21 protein-coding genes and 1 tRNA gene are annotated in these 15,802 nt (G+C 41.0%); 11 read left to right on the plus strand and 11 right to left on the minus strand.

Features of this window, described 5'->3' with window-relative positions; translation table 11 throughout:
- Nucleotides 1-80: 80 nt before the first annotated feature.
- From GC098_RS33915 to GC098_RS33925, 3 genes are read left to right on the plus strand one after another with little or no spacing between them, the layout of a single operon-like run.
- Nucleotides 81-914: an alpha/beta hydrolase family protein gene (locus GC098_RS33915; RefSeq protein ID WP_171648523.1), complete on the plus strand. Its 834-nt coding sequence runs from the start codon at nt 81-83 to the stop codon at nt 912-914.
- A gap of 3 nt (nt 915-917) precedes the next feature.
- The gene (locus GC098_RS33920) at nt 918-2,279 is read left to right on the plus strand and encodes a Na+/H+ antiporter NhaC family protein (RefSeq protein ID WP_171648525.1); all 1,362 of its coding nucleotides are present in this window, start codon (nt 918-920) and stop codon (nt 2,277-2,279) included.
- A complete protein-coding gene (locus GC098_RS33925; RefSeq protein ID WP_171648527.1) occupies nt 2,272-2,784 on the plus strand; it encodes a metallophosphoesterase in 513 nt (170 codons plus the stop codon). Before GC098_RS33920 ends, GC098_RS33925 begins: the two co-directional genes overlap by 8 nt.
- A 64-nt stretch (nt 2,785-2,848) precedes the next feature.
- On the opposite strand, the gene GC098_RS33930 is transcribed toward GC098_RS33925, so the two are convergent.
- The 7 genes from GC098_RS33930 to GC098_RS33960 all read right to left on the minus strand — a co-directional run bounded on the left by GC098_RS33930 (nt 2,849) and on the right by GC098_RS33960 (nt 10,014).
- On the minus strand, nt 2,849-3,229 hold the full coding sequence (locus GC098_RS33930; protein WP_171648529.1) for a hypothetical protein: 381 nt from the start codon (nt 3,227-3,229) through the stop codon (nt 2,849-2,851).
- 23 nt (nt 3,230-3,252) lie between these two features.
- A complete protein-coding gene (locus tag GC098_RS33935) occupies nt 3,253-4,080 on the minus strand; it encodes a hypothetical protein (protein ID WP_171648531.1) in 828 nt (275 codons plus the stop codon).
- Between the two features lie 6 nt (nt 4,081-4,086).
- On the minus strand, nt 4,087-4,593 hold the full coding sequence (locus GC098_RS33940) for an anti-sigma factor family protein (RefSeq protein WP_171648533.1): 507 nt from the start codon (nt 4,591-4,593) through the stop codon (nt 4,087-4,089).
- On the minus strand, nt 4,590-5,114 hold the full coding sequence (locus tag GC098_RS33945) for an RNA polymerase sigma factor (RefSeq protein ID WP_171648535.1): 525 nt from the start codon (nt 5,112-5,114) through the stop codon (nt 4,590-4,592). The genes GC098_RS33940 and GC098_RS33945 overlap by 4 nt, the downstream gene beginning before the upstream one ends.
- A gap of 37 nt (nt 5,115-5,151) precedes the next feature.
- On the minus strand, nt 5,152-6,447 hold the full coding sequence (locus GC098_RS33950) for a bifunctional DedA family/phosphatase PAP2 family protein (RefSeq protein WP_171648537.1): 1,296 nt from the start codon (nt 6,445-6,447) through the stop codon (nt 5,152-5,154).
- Nucleotides 6,448-6,535: 88 nt separating this feature from the next.
- Nucleotides 6,536-9,622, minus strand: coding sequence for an efflux RND transporter permease subunit (locus tag GC098_RS33955; RefSeq protein ID WP_171648539.1), 3,087 nt, complete (start codon nt 9,620-9,622; stop codon nt 6,536-6,538).
- 197 nt (nt 9,623-9,819) lie between these two features.
- Nucleotides 9,820-10,014, minus strand: coding sequence for a hypothetical protein (locus GC098_RS33960; protein ID WP_029196081.1), 195 nt, complete (start codon nt 10,012-10,014; stop codon nt 9,820-9,822).
- A gap of 361 nt (nt 10,015-10,375) precedes the next feature.
- Here GC098_RS33960 and GC098_RS33965 point away from each other — a divergent pair.
- Nucleotides 10,376-10,448: transfer RNA gene (locus GC098_RS33965), tRNA-Val, on the plus strand.
- A 159-nt stretch (nt 10,449-10,607) separates the two neighbouring features.
- On the opposite strand, the gene GC098_RS33970 is transcribed toward GC098_RS33965, so the two are convergent.
- The 3 genes from GC098_RS33970 to GC098_RS33980 form a co-directional block, all read right to left on the minus strand.
- Nucleotides 10,608-10,898: a hypothetical protein gene (locus GC098_RS33970; RefSeq protein ID WP_171648541.1), complete on the minus strand. Its 291-nt coding sequence runs from the start codon at nt 10,896-10,898 to the stop codon at nt 10,608-10,610.
- Nucleotides 10,899-11,094: 196 nt separating this feature from the next.
- Nucleotides 11,095-11,304: an alpha/beta-type small acid-soluble spore protein gene (locus GC098_RS33975; protein ID WP_029196083.1), complete on the minus strand. Its 210-nt coding sequence runs from the start codon at nt 11,302-11,304 to the stop codon at nt 11,095-11,097.
- A 155-nt stretch (nt 11,305-11,459) separates the two neighbouring features.
- Nucleotides 11,460-11,615, minus strand: a complete 156-nt coding sequence (locus GC098_RS33980; RefSeq protein ID WP_171648543.1) for a hypothetical protein — start codon at nt 11,613-11,615, stop codon at nt 11,460-11,462.
- Between the two features lie 312 nt (nt 11,616-11,927).
- Between GC098_RS33980 and GC098_RS33985 the strand changes: the two genes are divergently transcribed.
- The 4 genes from GC098_RS33985 (at nt 11,928) to GC098_RS34000 (ending at nt 13,844) form a co-directional block, all read left to right on the plus strand.
- Nucleotides 11,928-12,254: a hypothetical protein gene (locus GC098_RS33985; protein WP_047672455.1), complete on the plus strand. Its 327-nt coding sequence runs from the start codon at nt 11,928-11,930 to the stop codon at nt 12,252-12,254.
- A 168-nt stretch (nt 12,255-12,422) separates the two neighbouring features.
- On the plus strand, nt 12,423-12,974 hold the full coding sequence (locus GC098_RS33990) for a superoxide dismutase family protein (protein WP_171648545.1): 552 nt from the start codon (nt 12,423-12,425) through the stop codon (nt 12,972-12,974).
- 21 nt (nt 12,975-12,995) lie between these two features.
- Nucleotides 12,996-13,487, plus strand: a complete 492-nt coding sequence (locus tag GC098_RS33995; RefSeq protein ID WP_171648547.1) for a hypothetical protein — start codon at nt 12,996-12,998, stop codon at nt 13,485-13,487.
- A gap of 216 nt (nt 13,488-13,703) precedes the next feature.
- A complete protein-coding gene (locus GC098_RS34000; RefSeq protein WP_171648549.1) occupies nt 13,704-13,844 on the plus strand; it encodes a hypothetical protein in 141 nt (46 codons plus the stop codon).
- Here GC098_RS34000 and GC098_RS34005 read toward each other — a convergent pair whose 3' ends face one another.
- Complete coding sequence (locus GC098_RS34005) at nt 13,845-14,186, minus strand: Ger(x)C family spore germination C-terminal domain-containing protein (RefSeq protein WP_171648551.1); 342 nt, start codon at nt 14,184-14,186, stop codon at nt 13,845-13,847.
- A gap of 168 nt (nt 14,187-14,354) precedes the next feature.
- Between GC098_RS34005 and GC098_RS34010 the strand changes: the two genes are divergently transcribed.
- Genes GC098_RS34010 through GC098_RS34020 form a run of 3 tightly spaced genes read left to right on the plus strand, consistent with a single transcriptional unit; the run spans nt 14,355 to nt 15,790 of the window.
- Nucleotides 14,355-15,086, plus strand: a complete 732-nt coding sequence (locus tag GC098_RS34010; protein WP_246359120.1) for a glycosyltransferase family 2 protein — start codon at nt 14,355-14,357, stop codon at nt 15,084-15,086.
- Nucleotides 15,087-15,092: 6 nt separating this feature from the next.
- Nucleotides 15,093-15,437, plus strand: a complete 345-nt coding sequence (locus GC098_RS34015; RefSeq protein WP_171648553.1) for a DUF2304 domain-containing protein — start codon at nt 15,093-15,095, stop codon at nt 15,435-15,437.
- Entirely contained in the window at nt 15,434-15,790 is a 357-nt protein-coding gene (locus GC098_RS34020) for an EamA family transporter (RefSeq protein ID WP_171648555.1), read from the plus strand. The genes GC098_RS34015 and GC098_RS34020 overlap by 4 nt, the downstream gene beginning before the upstream one ends.
- Nucleotides 15,791-15,802: the final 12 nt, after the last annotated feature.

Consider the following 15,802-nt stretch of genomic DNA (forward strand, 5'->3'; position numbering starts at 1 on the left):
TGCTGTCCTATTTAGATTTGTGATAAAATAACAGAAGTATGCAGCTTTTAGAACACGATTTGGAAAGGAAGGTAATACGAATGAAACCAAGCGCGGGTAAACCGTTTGAACTTTGTATAGAGACAGAACGTGTTGTGAGAGGGGACTTTTATGAAGCGGCATCACAGCCGACCAGAGGGACATTAATTATTTGTCACGGGTACAAAGGCTTCAAGGATTGGGGGATGTTCCCGCATGTGGCTCAGGCGTTAGCCGAAGAGGTTGATGTGATTTCGATCAATTTTTCTCACAACGGCGTGGGCGCTGACTTACTTGAGTTCACGGAGCTTGAGAAGTTTGCTCGAGACACCTATACCAAAGATTTAGAAGATTTGCATGCAGTTGTGAATGATATTCGTACCCGTGAAGGTTCAGCCAGCCAGAAACCCATCCTTCTTTTAGGCCATAGCAGGGGGGCGGCTGTGTGCTTAATCTATGCGCTTGATCATCCTGAGCACATTGCCGGTGTGATTAGCTGGAACGGGATTGCGAATGTTGATTTATTTACGGAGGAAAATAAAGCGGAGATGCGGGCAACAGGGAGAACGTACACGTTGAACGGTCGCACGAAGCAAAACATGCCGCTGGATCTCGAAATCTTAGAAGATATGGAGCATAATCGTGAGCGCTTCGATATTGTGGGTAGGATTCGCGGTGCTAAATTTCCAATCGCTCTTATTCAGGGGATGGAGGATGGAGAGAGAGGAATTCGAGGTTCCAAGAGGCTTGTTGAGCAAAATGACGCCATTGCATGGATTAGAATACCTGAGGGCAACCATACCTTTGGTTCTGTTCATCCATATCAAGGGGAGACGAAGCCTTTGAAGGAAGCAATTCATGAAACCAAACAAACGATTCAAGGGATGTTAGCCTAAACGATGTTAACGATTAGACAACTTAGTGCAGTTATCACGATAACGATTATAGGGCTTGCTGTCGCTTATTTTCTACATATTCCTTTAGTGATTGGATTTTCATTGGGGCTTTTGACTTTGGGGGCCCTCATTTGGAGAGCGGGAACAACATTTCGGGGCATCTTGAAAAGTATGTGGGAAGGTGTCAAACACACCAAAGAAGTCATTTGGATTCTTGCCTTAGTGGGCATGGTTATCCCTACATGGACAATGAGCGGTACGATCCCATTTATGATAGATTTGGGCCTTAGTGTAGTTGATCCTAGTTTTTTTCTAACATTTTCATTTGTACTTTCCGTTTGCATTTCTATGGTGCTGGGCACCTCTACAGGAACGCTAAGTTCTGTGGGTATCCCATTAATTGGTCTGGGGCTGCTGCTGCAAATCCCGCTTCCAATGGTTGCTGGTGCACTTGTGTCGGGTGCGTTCGTTGGCGATCGGACTTCACCCTTTTCCAGTGCAAACAGACTTGTAGCTTCTTCAACAGGCGTATCCATGCAGGTCCTTTTTAAAGCCTTACTACCCACAACAATAGGTGCGTTAGGTGTCGCGATTGGGTTTTTCTTAGTTTGTGATTTTAATGGAGAATGGCATCGTAGTGTCATCACCTTACACAATCAGCAGTTTGCATCGGGATTTAGGTACAGCTTGTGGCTCTTGCTGCCCGTACTTGTACTATTGATTTCAATCCTTTTAAGGTTCAAAACAAGAAATGGCTTCCTCTTGTCGATTGCTTGTGCGATCGTAATTGGCATGAGCTTGCAACAAATGACTTGGAATGAATGGTTGCACGATATGTGGTTCGGCTATCAATCTAGCATTTTTGAATCGCTGCAAACCAAAGGTCTTTCTAACATGATCGAACTGATTGCTCTTATCGCACTCGCAGGTGCTTACAGTGGCATTTTAGAAAAGTATCGTATCCTAGAGACTTATATGCAAAAGCTACTAGGGGAGACATCCGCTTCACTCCTTTCTGCGACTGTACGAACCTCCTTGTTTGGATTAGGGCTTGGCCTTGTTTCGTGTACGCAAACATTGCCTATTATGATGACGGGGCGGAGTTTACTGCCTTTTTGGGAAGAGAGGTTTCCTCGCAGTCAGCTTGCACGAGTTGTGGCCGATTCAAGCCTTATTCTAGCTGCGATGATTCCGTGGAACATGCTTGCCATCGTCTGTGGAACAATAGTAGGTGTACCCGTGTTAGCGTATGTCGGCTATGCGCCGTTTCTTAGGGCTTTACCTGTATGTACCTTGCTGTGGTCTTTATGGTGGAGGAAAAGTGGAAGTTTAAGTAGTAGAAGAGGAGTGGGATTCGATGGCTAATACCTATTTTATTTCGGACCATCACTTTGGTCATTCATCCATTATTGATTTCGAAGCTAGGCCTTTCGCCGATGCAGACGAAATGACTGCGACCATGATTGCCAAATGGAACGCTGTCGTCAACAAAGAAGACAAAGTATTTCATCTTGGGGATTTTTCCTTCTTGAATAAAGAGCGAACCAAAGCCATTGTTTCGGAGTTAAATGGTTACAAAATCCTTGTTCTAGGTAACCACGATCGAGGGAGGTCGAGAACTTGGTGGCTTGAAGTCGGCTTTGATGAAGTGAGCGAGTACCCGATCATTTATAAGAATTTCTTTTTCCTATCCCATGAGCCGATGTATATGAACAAACAAATGCCTTACGTTAATGTACACGGCCATATTCACAGCCAGAAATACGAGGGACGCCATTACTTTAATGTGAGTGTGGAGCATTGGGATTATACGCCAGTTTCTTTTGAACAGATTCGAGATTCAGTTGTCGTGAGTGAGGAGCAGTCGTGATGGCACGTTTAAGTCACTCCATCGTGGAGTGGCTTTTTTTATTCAGAAAAGAAAAAAGCGGGAACTATTGTCCCGCTAATTTGTTTATGGTCTCTATTTTCTTATCATGACTTAGCTTAACAAACACAGTAGATATTTCACTTTTTGGATTATCTACACGAATATCTCGATTGTTGAAATGCACATGATCAATTCCTAAGCTGTGGAACATAAATTTATGTTCCTCCGTATCCAAACCTTCGAATGAGAAGTCTCCCATGAGTCTGAAAATGTCTTCATGATCTTTCATAAGAACATCGATATGGTTAGTTGTTACGTGAATATTCAGCAGCAAGGTATTGGAAAATTCGATTAGAAAGGTTCCTTTACGTATTCCTTTTTCTAATCTATGCCACTTTCCGGTAATAGCCTCAACTAGCGTACTACCATCAGAGAAATCGCTCATTTTGTCACCTCTCTAATTGCGTATTAAACTCGTTTTTTCTTTCTTACTTTTTCAACAAACCAAATCGTTGCAACCCCAAAGGAAAACAGGAAGATAACCACAAGGATGAGTAACCCCAGAATAGGAATATTTACAGATGAGGTTAGAATAAATGCTCCTAATGTGGCTTTAATCCAGTCCGATTTCCCTGATGTTCCCTGGACTCGTTCTGCAATGAGATAGCTAATGGTGGTCATTCCAAATGCAAATGCTACAAAAATAAGGAGACCTATCAGAAGAATGAAAGGTATACCTACTACTGTAAGCAGCAAAAGCAAACTTACTGCGATAAGAATCATCCCGCTAAAAAAACCTGTATAGATCAGCTTGCCCATGGATTCAAACCTATGTTTTTCAATAAAAGAAGCGGTTCGATGCTTACCCAATAAGATCATAAGCAGGGGGATAAGAATCATAATTAAACTTCCAGCTAATTGAATGACCCATATTCCAAGTACAAGTCCTCCACCAATAAGAAGACTATTTTGAGTAGCATGGTCCAAAGATATACTTATGACGTCGCCATTAATTACCGACCCAGCGTCTTGTTGGACTTTTCCCCCAATGACGAATACAAAACCTTTAACCTGTGATGTAGACCCAAGGTGGACGTCGCCATTTACAATAACAACAGAGTTAGCGACTGATCCTAAAACGAGAGCATCTCCACCGATTACAATAAAATCATCAACCGTTTGATTGGCAGGGATCGTAGTCGTTTGATGTTCAAAAATACTTTTCGCCATAACGGAAGAAGGAAGCAACACGAATGCAAACAAAAACAAAAGGGCTATATAGATTGTTTTTTTCAAATGAATTCATCCCCTTCCGTTCATGTTTGTCCGGAGTAAGCGACGTAGATAAAAACTTGAGAAAATAAGCATGAAGATAGAAAAGAGGATAGATGCTCCAAATAAAGAAGGAACTGACGTCAAGACACTAGGGATGACAAAGATGAGAACAGCTATAAATTTAAATAAAATAGAAATTAATTTAACAAACACAGGCCCGGATAAAATAAAAACTGTAAGTACTGCAAGAATTCCTGCTACCGGTAAAGCAATCCACGCTTTAGTTATAGATTTAGATTTTAAATTAGCGGCCGAATTTAAATTAATTTCATTTATGATTCTTTGTTCTAGGTTCTCTGGGGCTTCAAAATCCTGAAAAGCGGAAGAAACTTGGAACTTTATTTGAAGAAGATCTTCATACAGCGTCTGGCATTGTTCACAGTAGGCTAGATGTTCTTCAATGAGGCGATTTTCATCGGCATTCAGTTCGTTATCGATATAGGCTGATAATAAATCATCCGGATGGTTTTTCATAGCTCATCCCCCTTTTTCATTTCAATTCGCAGAGCCATTCGAGCGGCATGCATGCGAGATTTCACAGTACCTACAGGTACATCTACTATAACTGCAATTTCCTCATACCTGTATCCATGAATGTCATGCAGTATTATAACCTCTCGGTGTTCTGGAGTCAGATGTTTCAATGCCTCTTCGATCGTCAGTCTCAGGTGTGTTGGTTCATAACTTTTAATTAATTCTTCATTTTCTGTTGAAAGTGGCTGTTCTCTAGCGCGTTTCTTTAGTTTATCCTTACAAAGATTCGAAACAATGCGAATCAGCCAGGCAGAAAATGCATACTCCGTTTCAAGTTGATTCATCGAATAGTAGGCTTTTATGAAAGCTTCCTGCGCTGCATCTTCTGCTTCCATCTGATCCCCTAACATACCTAAAGCATACCGATAAACATGACCTTTATACCTCTTTATTAACACTGTGAAAGCTTCTTTTTCTCCTCGTTTGGCTTGGTAAATTAATCGGTACAGTTCTTCATCCACACAGTATCAACCCCCTTACATCCAAACGATGCATCATCTACTTTGCTATAACTCCATTCTTACGGAGCATGCGAAGGATCTCTAATAAGATCACATTTAAGCTAATCCAAGCACCTCCAAAAACATAACCAGCGATGACATCACTTGGGTATTGAACGTCAAAGAAAATGCGACTGACCCCAACTAGCAAACATAGAATGATCACTAGAAATGTTGCTGTGATACGAACCTTCAACTTTACTTGATGCCGAACCAGTAAATAGGCAGCAAAGCCACATACGGTTAACGAAATTAAAGTCTTCTCACTGGGAAACGTAGAGGGAAATGGATAGTTAGTAGAAGACGGACCAATGCGATGAAACAATGCGCGCAATCCCTCATCCAGAGCCTCTCCTCCCACAATAACAATTGTAAAAGACTGCAATTCAAGCATACGATCTTTGCTTTTTATTAAAATCCAAAGAGAGGTAACTACGATTAGAGGGACAAATACGTAATAAGAGCCCAATATGGCAAAACGGTTCATCCAAACGGTCCAATCTGGATCAAATACCTCATGAATGATATAGCTCGTGACTTCATCAAATAAAGCAAATTCATTAGCTAAGAAATCTTGGATCAGTCCGATCATTAAGGTTATGAATGCAGCGAAAATCGCAAAGGCAGCAAGCACAATAAACTTAACCTTACCCATAGAATGAAAGTTATGGCTTCCTTTTTCCAGACTGTTAGTAAGCATTTCCTTAAATCGAAGCTTATTTTTTCTATATAAATATACCATGATGAAAATGAAAGCCGCGATAATCCCGGCGTAAATCAGATATCGATTCATCGTATGATGATATTGCTCCCATTTCGGACCTAATACTTTCCCAAGGGAAATAAAAACGCTAACCCAAATGAAAGCTCCTGTATAAGCATACCATGCATATTTATGAAAACTAATACGTGTCACGCCCGAGAAGTACCCGGTAAAATGACGAATCCCAGGAATAAAATAGGCGATAACCAGCACTTTATTACCATATTTCTGAAACCAATATGAAATTTTATCAAGTTTATCAGGACCTAAATGAACACGAGTACCATATTTTTCAAAGAACGGTGTACCTAGTCGAAAGCCAATCCAGTAAGAAAGGGTCACACCGGTTGATACACCAGCACCTGCTGTTAATATACAAAGGAACCAATTTAGCTTTCCTTGATAAATCAGTAGTCCTGCATAGCTCATCAAAACTTCCCCGGGAAGTGGTAACGCAAGCATCTCAAGTAAAAGGGCAAAGAAGAGAACCCAGTAGCCATAATGTTCTAACCAACTAGTTAAAAACCCCAATTTAATACTCCTCCTTTCTTAGTATTTTGATCGCCCAAAGGGAAAAATAACCCTTTATCCAGCTCAAGGGTTATTTTTAATTATTCTTTTAGTTCGTTTTTGTCTTTTTCTTACCTTGCATCCATTCATAAATAATAGGAATAACCATGAAACTATTTAGTGTTGAAGTGATCATCCCGCCAATTACCACAATTCCAAGCGTTTGGGATATAACTGTATCGGCACTCTGAGATAGCGCCAATGGCACAAGTGTAAGAACAGTTGTACCTGCTGTCATGAAAATGGGGCGGACCCTAGATAAACTGCCTTGGAGTACAGCATCTCTCAATTCAATGCCATATCTACGATTCCGTTCAATTTTATCAATCATGACGATTCCATTTGTTACGACGATTCCTATTAGCATCAATAGACCGATTAGTGCAGCGAGGTTCCACTCACCATGAATGAGATAAAGAGAAATGACGACGCCGCTTAAGGCAAGAGGAATGCTTAGTAGAACCGCAAACGGTGCCTTCCAGCCTTTGAAAACAAAACTGGTGATAAGCAGAACAAGTAAAATGGATACAGCAACTGCAATAGAAATTTCAAAAATCATTTGCTTTACTTGCTCAGAAATACCGCCAAGCGAGTATGTGACTCCATTTGGCAATTGAATGCTTTTCAGCGTGTTATCCACATCATTTGAAACTCTGTTGATATCATTCGAGATGATCTGCGTAACCACAACGGCAAGAGGTTCTCCGTCTCGTTCTTGAATAGAAGATGAAGAATTACTTTCATGAATACTTGCTAGTTGATCCAGTCTTATTTGTTGACCATCTTTTGTTGTAAAAGACTCTGCTGCAAGGGAAGCTAAGACGTCCTTAGACTCGTTCATTTTTGAAGTATTTGCATCCTTCGTTTTAATTGGATCGATGTAGACATCGACACCGGTACTTCCATTAGCAGTAGGAATGTCAAAATCTTTAGCCTTCGTCATGTAGAGGGCCAAAATCTTATTTATATCTTCGAGCTTGACGCCGGATTGTTCGATCTTATCCCGAATTAATGTTACTGCATATTTAGGAATACCGCTGGTTAGATCTGTTTTCCCGTCCACGCTCAAACCAGATATATTTGCAAGCTTAGTACGAACCAACTGCGCAGCGTTTTCGAGTGTTTGTTGATCGGCTCCGCTAAGCAAAATTTTCATTTGAGAATCGTCACCGGCGATGTTTTGGTTTGTGACCGTAAAGACTGCTTTGCTGGTTATAGCGTCTAATTCTTTCTGTTCGTCTTGGATAAAGGCATCCAATTGATTCTTATCTTTCAGTATCACAGATAAGTTCCCTACATTCGGTAGCTGTATAAAACCACCACCTGCATCAAAAACGTCATCCGCTTGCGGAGTAAAATTCGAACCGAATGTGGCAGAAAAGGATGCCACGTTTGAATGATTTCGAAGTACATCCTCGACTTTTTTCACTTCTGAATCTACCTCCGAAAGCGAACTACCCTTAGGGAGTTCCACTTTAACTGCTACTTGGCCTGATTTAGCGCTGGGTAACAAATTAATCGGAAGCTGCGTGGCAAAAAATGCCGCGGCTACAAACAAAACAAGTGAAAGGATGATGACTGTTTTCTTTCGGTTCAACGCCAAAAGCAAAACGGGCTTCATTAGGGGCTCAAGGGTTACGGCTTTCGTGTTTAACCCTTTCCAGCCAAGAAAAGCAAGCGATGGTATCACGAACATGGCCACAAGGAAGGATACAATAAGGGCAATGACAACGGACCATGCGAATCCAGAATAAGAAGCACCAATAATACCTCCTACCAGTGCTATCGGAACATAGACGGCAATCGTAGTAGCTGTAGAAGCAAAAATAGCAGGCAGCATCTCGTTTACTGCCGCAACAAGCGTTCCTATAAGAGGTTTATCTTTATTTTCTTGAACTTTACGATACATGTTGTCTAAAATAACAATGGCATCATCGACAATTCTCCCCATAGCTACGATAAGCCCTGATATCGTTAAAATATTAAGCGTTACTCCCATAGATTTGAGAATTGCTGTAGTTGCTAATAGAGAGATAGGTAAGGATATAGCAATTAACAAGGTAGAACGTATATTTCTGAAAAAGAATAATACGCACAGCATAGAGAATAAACAACCCCAAAGCCCTTCATGGACTAATCCTTTCAAAGAGGAATTGAGGTCATGTTCTCTGTCCAATAACAGATTTAGCGCGACATCCCCGTTTTTAACAGATGCAATATGCGATGAGCGATCTTTTACTTTTTGTGCTACATCGGTGATGTTGGCAGACGGCGTTTTTAAAACATCGATTAACACGCTCGCCTTTCCTTCAGTTCGAGAAATGGTTTTCACATCGGTTAGAGAATGGGAAACATCCGCTACTGTGGATAAGGCAACTGATTTCCCTTGTTTATTTTTGATCTGAATATTTCCTAATTCTTGATCACTGAGATTCCAACTTTCAATAATGACTGGGATAGATGCCCTAGCATTGGCAATGTTGCCCTTAGACCAGTTCGGCAGCGAAGTCGTAACGGATTGGTTGAAGTCATCCATGCTCATTCCACTATTCACTAAGTCTTTCATTCGGACTGTGATGACATATCCATTATTAGCTCCGCCGACAGTTCTTACATCAGCTACACCAGGAACGGATTTTAATTGGTTTACAATGTCCGTTTGAATTTTTGAACGAAGCATTAGATCATCCACTTGTGCGCTTTTGGAGATCACACTATAGCTTAATATTGGAAACGAACTTGTCGTAACACGAGTAACTGCAGGCTTGGCCACGCCGCTAGGTAGATCCACATTGTTTAATGTTTGCTTAATTTCATTTTCTGCTTTAGTCATATCAAAACTCATGGGGAAATAGAGGTTCATGAGTAAACCGCCATCATAGGAGGTGGTCTCTACATTCGTTAATCCATCTGATGCACGAATCGCATCTTCAAGCTTTGAGGTAATATCCTTCTTCATTTGTTCAGCTTGATATGCTGGTGCGCGCAGAGAAACCATGAGAGTTGTATTGTTAATTCCCGGTAAGTAATCACGCTGCATTTGAAAAGCGGAGGCGGCCCCCCAAGCTATAATAAGCACGATACAAATAATGATGATCGTGGCACGCTGCATGGCAGCTTCAATCAGTTTCTTCATTTTGAAACTCCTTTCAAATTTGCCTTATAACTTGAAGGACTTTGCTTTTGCCCAGATTGTTCAGCTTGTCTTTTGGTTTTTTTATCCTGTTGGTTTTTGGGATGTATGTATAGTGGAAAATCAAAGAATCCCGTCCTATGGAGGACGGGATTCAGTAATCATATTAATTTTAGAAAAAGAGCCTTCAATCTCAACCCTTATTTCTTTTTCACTTCTTCTACAAACACGTCACTTGCATCACGGTTACTTCCAAGCTCGAGGATCGTATATTTCTTCTCACCAATCATGATGACATCTTCAACTTCTGGAAGCGGATCCCCTAAATATACAGTTCCCAAATACACATTACTGCTCTTCAAACGTAAATTCCATCGATGCTGTTGTTTCGTCATTTCCTTGTTCCTCCCAAGATCTACTGTCATCAAGTTACCATAAATCAAGCCAAGATGAAAGCCCCACTATCAAACAAGCTCATAAGTATGGTACAGTAGAGTCAAGATTGACCGGGAAGGTTGACCATTACATGACTGCACAAGGTGTCTCAAAGGAAGAACTTTCCATCCTGCTCCCCAAGAATGACGAGTTATTTCACGGTTCACTGGCGAACATATCTTACATTCCCAGGTCCAAAAAGAAACGAGGAACGCTTCCATTTTTCCAAAAGCTGTTCCGTTATTGGCGTAATTAAGAATGATAACCATCTGTTGACAATCACCTAAATCCTTGGTATATTACTAATTGTCTTCAAAAAACGACTTGTTAGCTCAGCTGGGAGAGCACTATCTTGACAGGGTAGGGGTCAGTGGTTCGAGCCCACTACAGGTCATACCGAGAAAGTCCTTACATGGTAAGGGCTTTTTTGTTTGTTTCTCATATTTTTTGTGCTTTGAAACGCTATTCTAGTTGGATGATTCCGATAGATGGCGTTTTTTTATGTTCTTTATGCAATAAAAAGAGGCTGCTCTTTACAGCCTCCGTATATGTATTATGTGATGTTGTATAAAGAAGCAAGGCAATCAACGAACATTTTGTTATATTCTTCTCGGGTATAGTCTTTATTGCAAGCAATGTCTCTTCCTAGGAATTGAAACCAGGTGATTTCGGTGGGAATTTTTTTGTATACAAACTTTTCGTTCTGGATGAGAAATGTATCATTCTCGAAATAAGGTACATTGTCAAATTGGAGAGCTTTTTCGCCTTTTTGTTCACTAACTAATGTGGCCAAAAGTATTAGCATACGATAGGGATCACGGAATATTTCATATTGTTCAGTCAAGGTAAACACTCCTTTATCGGATAATGGACAACGTAATCATACTAGAACTAATTTCAGAATAGAATGCTTCCGTGGAAACTGGTGAGGAAATTGAAGGAATAGATGATCATTTCAAAGGAAAAAAAGAAAAGACTGATTTTCACTCTAAGGAGGATCGAGTGAATCAGTCTTTTTTGCTTGCTCCTACATCAAAGGATTAGCGTTTGAAGCTGGAAAGTTGTTGCTCAGCTATTTGCACTAATCGCTTCGTGATGTTGCCACCAATTGCACCAGCATCACGTGTTGCCAAATTACCGTTGTAACCAGTAGGGGAGAGAGGGACACCAATTTCCTGAGCGACTTCGTACTTCAGTTGATCCAATGCTGCCTTTGCTTGTTGTACGACTAAAGTGTTGTTTCTAGCCATTCATAATCATCTCCTTTTTTTTGGTACACCAGTATTATTTGAATGTTCAGATTATTTATTCATGAAATTTAAAAAAATTACAAGTTTTTTTACTGCCTCCCAAACATCAATAAACCCCCAACCAGTAGGTTGGGGGGGATATATAATTAGGATGATTATTCCTCTTCGGATTCCGTGCTTTCTTCCGCAGCAGCAGCTTCTTGGTTAGCTTCTGCAACTTCTTCAGACACCTCTTCGTTCACCACTTCTTCGGTGGACTCTGGGGCGGTTTCTTCTTCATTTTGGGATACAACTTCTTCCTCTTGACTCATATATTGTCACCTCCTCTGATACGTATAGTATCATCATAGCTGCTTCTAGTAAGCTAAACAAGTAGGGGGGAGGGGGAAATGATAGATTTAATGCAACCTTAATCAGTTTGTCATTCCTTGTGGAATTGGTATAGCAACATAAGTCGTATCCTGCTAGAAAATGCTTTGTTTTCGCCTGATATCACGATTAAGCATGTTTTATTTTTTCTATGAATATACATGAGGCGAAGCAGCAAAAGTCCATGATTTGCTAAGACTGAGCTTATGCTTACGAAGTTAGTTTTCTTACGAAAACTCTTAGGAGGAATCCGAATGAATCGGTCGGATGTTATTTTGGAGTTACAACTTGTACCGGAATTGCTTAAACAAGCAGAAGCCATCTATGTGGATGCGGTATCGGAATTGGCCTGGGCTAAGCATCAGCTTCTAGCCAAAGAATGTGAAGTAATTGGGGACGGAATGGTTACGGGGAAAAACGAGCTTCACCGGCAAGCGGAGATGTGGCCATACACCAAAGATTTACAGCAGCAAGTTTTGCGGATGGAAGACGCCGTCGAGCATACGAAAGTTGAGTTCCATTTCTACAAGAGGAAGCTAGAGAATCTACAAATAATTGCGAAACTCATGACGATCTTATAATGAGATAATGAAATGAAGTTTAAGTCTGCAATCGAGAGATTGCGGGCTTTTTGCTGTAGAACGCTAATTATGAAAAAATTGTTCTTTTACTGCGGTTACAGTGTAATGCAGTTGTGCATCCTAAGGGTAGATTATGTAAAAGCCAAGTTTCCGGGAGGATATTGTTGTATGAAATCAATTAAGATTATCATGACTCTCAGTCTGGGGTTGCTAGTACTTACGGCTTGTCAAAGTGTGAAGAGCACTGTAACGACAGAAGCCGCATCACCACCATCAGAGCTGCAAGTTTCACTTATCGGTTCGAGCGGCCAACCTATAGGGACTGCCCATTTAACATCTGTTCAGGATGGCGTTCAGATTGATCTCCAAGTTAGCGGGCTGACGCCAGGAAATCATGGCTTACACTTTCACGAAAAAGCAGTCTGTGAAGCCCCTAACTTTGATTCGGCAGGAGCCCACTTCAATCCATTTAAGAAGGAACATGGCTTTCACAATCCGAAAGGATTCCATGCAGGCGATCTCCCCAATTTGGTCGTGGATGCGCAGGGAAATGGGAAGTTCAATGCCATAACAAAGTCTGCAGTGCTGCTTCCGGACAAGCCGAATTCATTGTTAAAACAAGGGGGGACTAGTCTGGTCATCCATGAGAAAGAAGATGATCTGAAGACGGATCCATCCGGTAATTCGGGAAAACGAATTGCGTGTGGTGCTGTGAAATAATGGAAGGAGCTGTCTGACAACATGATTAAAACACAGGATCTCAAGCTGCAAATGGATGAACTAACGAAACAAAATGATATGGTGCTCATTGAGCTAGAGCAAGTAAAGAAGATGTTGATTAACAGCTCTCAAAGCTCACAAGGAAGCCAGGGGCAGCAACAGTTTAATAATAGCAGCAGTGATCAACAAAACTCTAACTCTAATCAACAGGCACAGGATCAAGACCAAGATCAGAATCAGAATCAGAATCAGAATCAGAATCAAAGTAAAAGGGCCGGTCAAGGTGACGCGAACGGTCAGCAAGTAACGGACTTAGCCAATGATTTATTGAAAATCAAGGATCTCGTTGAAAAATTAGAACAAAAAACGTCCCAATATGTTAGCAGTCAGTCCAACGGTACATTAAATGAGAAAGATGCGGTCAATCTTATACTGACTTTAATGAATGGTATGGTAGATTGGGCTAGCGAATTTGTTTCATCCAGAGCATCGTCGAATGGGCAAGTACAATAGTTGAAAACGTCTATGAAAAGACAAAAGAGCCGCAGAAAGCAGCTCTTTTGTCTTTTTTGTCGAATTTTAACTTAATTCATTAAGTGAACTTAATGAAAGGTTTGTTGATTTTTTAGGCGATTCGACAATATGTCCATATTTACAGATGGCAGAATGACCGATAAAGTAAAGTGTAGACAAAAAGAAAGAGACAAACCTGGATGGGGTGTTGGAATCATGAGAGAAATCGATATTAATCACGTCATGAGTCAGCTTGGAATTCAGCCCACACAATGGCATGAGCTTCGAGATCAACAAGAACAACAAGATGAAGTTGAGCGTACATGCGTTATCGACACATCGATTGAAACTTCCTAATTACTTAATGACTCCCACGCCGTCAAGTTTCACCTGGATATTCACGTTAAACTCTAACTCAGGATAGAGGGCTTGCCACGCTTTCCATTCTTCTTTTACTGTGCCAAAGTGATGCGCTCTATAATCCAATCCAAAGTCTAATGGGTCCATATTTGCTTTTTGGAACTTCTTCAGCAAGTTTATGATCATGGTTTCTAAAAATTTGGAATCGTTGATAGGTGTTTCAATTTCCTTTTTGTCGACGATGGGAAGGATGGGATCCAAACTCCATTCTTTTTTTTGCGGTAAAAATCGAATAAATATTCCGAAACGATAATCCCCGATTCTACCCCCGTTCACCATGGATTCTTTATATTCTCTTCCATAATCGATTGATTCATATCCTTCCTATTAAAGCAAAGTTTTCCTCTTAGTTTGTCTCGTTACGTCGGGCCCTATCCATTTGCCTTCTTGCCATTTGGTTTAATCAGATGGAGAAGCGGGTATGCTTGGGAATAGAAATGGTTCAGGATGGATGAGCTTAACGAGGGAAGGAATAACTTAATGAAGACACTTGCCATCATTCCGGCTTATAACGAAGAAAAAACGATAGCAGGCGTTGTGGCCTCCATAAAACGAGAGCAGCCTGAAATGGATATTGTCATCGTCAATGATGGTTCCACGGATCGTACCTCAGCGGTTGCACGTGAGTTACAGCATGCGGCTGTAATCGATTTACCTGTCAATCTAGGCATCGGAGGTGCTATGCAAACGGGATACATGTACGCAGCAAGGAATGGCTATGATATCGCAATACAGATCGACGCAGATGGCCAACATGATCCAGAAGCGTTGACTCAAATTATGGAGCCAATCTTGACTGGGCATGTTGATTGCTGCATCGGCTCTCGATTTCTGGTGAAGACCGCCTATCGTTCCGCTTGGAATCGAAGATTAGGGATTCTCTTTTTTACCTGGATGATAAGTTGGATGATTGGTAAGACCTTCACTGATCCAACATCAGGCTTTAGAGCGGTGAACCGTCCCATTATTGAGCTGTTTGCAAGATATTACCCGGAGGATTATCCGGAGGTAGAGGCTGTAGTTTTACTGGAACGACAGCAATTCAGAGTGAAAGAAGTATCTGTTTTAATGCATGCGAGGAAAGCGGGACAATCGTCCATTACCCCTGTGAAATCGCTTTACTATATGGTTAAAGTATCTCTAGCTGTATGTATGACAAGAATTCGTAATGTGAGTTGATGATTCGTGAATGTGTATGTTTGGGCAATCACTTTTTGTTTGGTGTTTATTTTCATTTCCATAGAGCTTATTCGTAGGCAAAAGCTGCAGGAGCAGTACGCCATTCTTTGGCTAGTACTAGGATTTATAATGGCATTGTTTAGTGTGTTTCCGAGCCTATTGGATTTGGTATCGCACAGAATGCATATCTACTACGCACCTTCGTTGCTTTTTTTGGTGGGATTGTTATTCTCACTCGTATTTATCATGCATTTGACGTTAGTTATCTCTAAGCTTCATCGCAAATTAACCCGATTGATTCAAGAAGTTGCGCTGCTGCAGGAACAAATACGAGGAAAGGGGTCTGAATGATATTGTCGATGGCTCCGATTCTCATTGTATTCCTGAATGTATGTTTATTGGTCTGTGGTCAAATTGTATGGAAAATAGCGCTCAATCGAACGCCATTAACAGGGATAGATAATTTAGCAACCGTATTAATGCAGCCTTATATTCTAGTAGGATGCTTACTTTATGGCATTGCTACGTTGATATGGTTCTATGCTCTTAGTCGATTCGATCTAAGTCGTGTTTATCCGCTCCAATCGATTGCGTATGTACTAGGTGCGTTGTTCGGTTGGTTGGTATTAAAGGAAACGTTTACTTCATCGCAATGGGTAGGGCTGCTCTTCTTAGTTGGAGGCGCCTTCCTGTTAGCTAAATAGGTTCGTTCTAAT

This window comes from Paenibacillus phytorum (assembly GCF_013141715.1).
Lineage (GTDB): Bacteria > Bacillota > Bacilli > Paenibacillales > NBRC-103111 > Paenibacillus_E > Paenibacillus_E phytorum.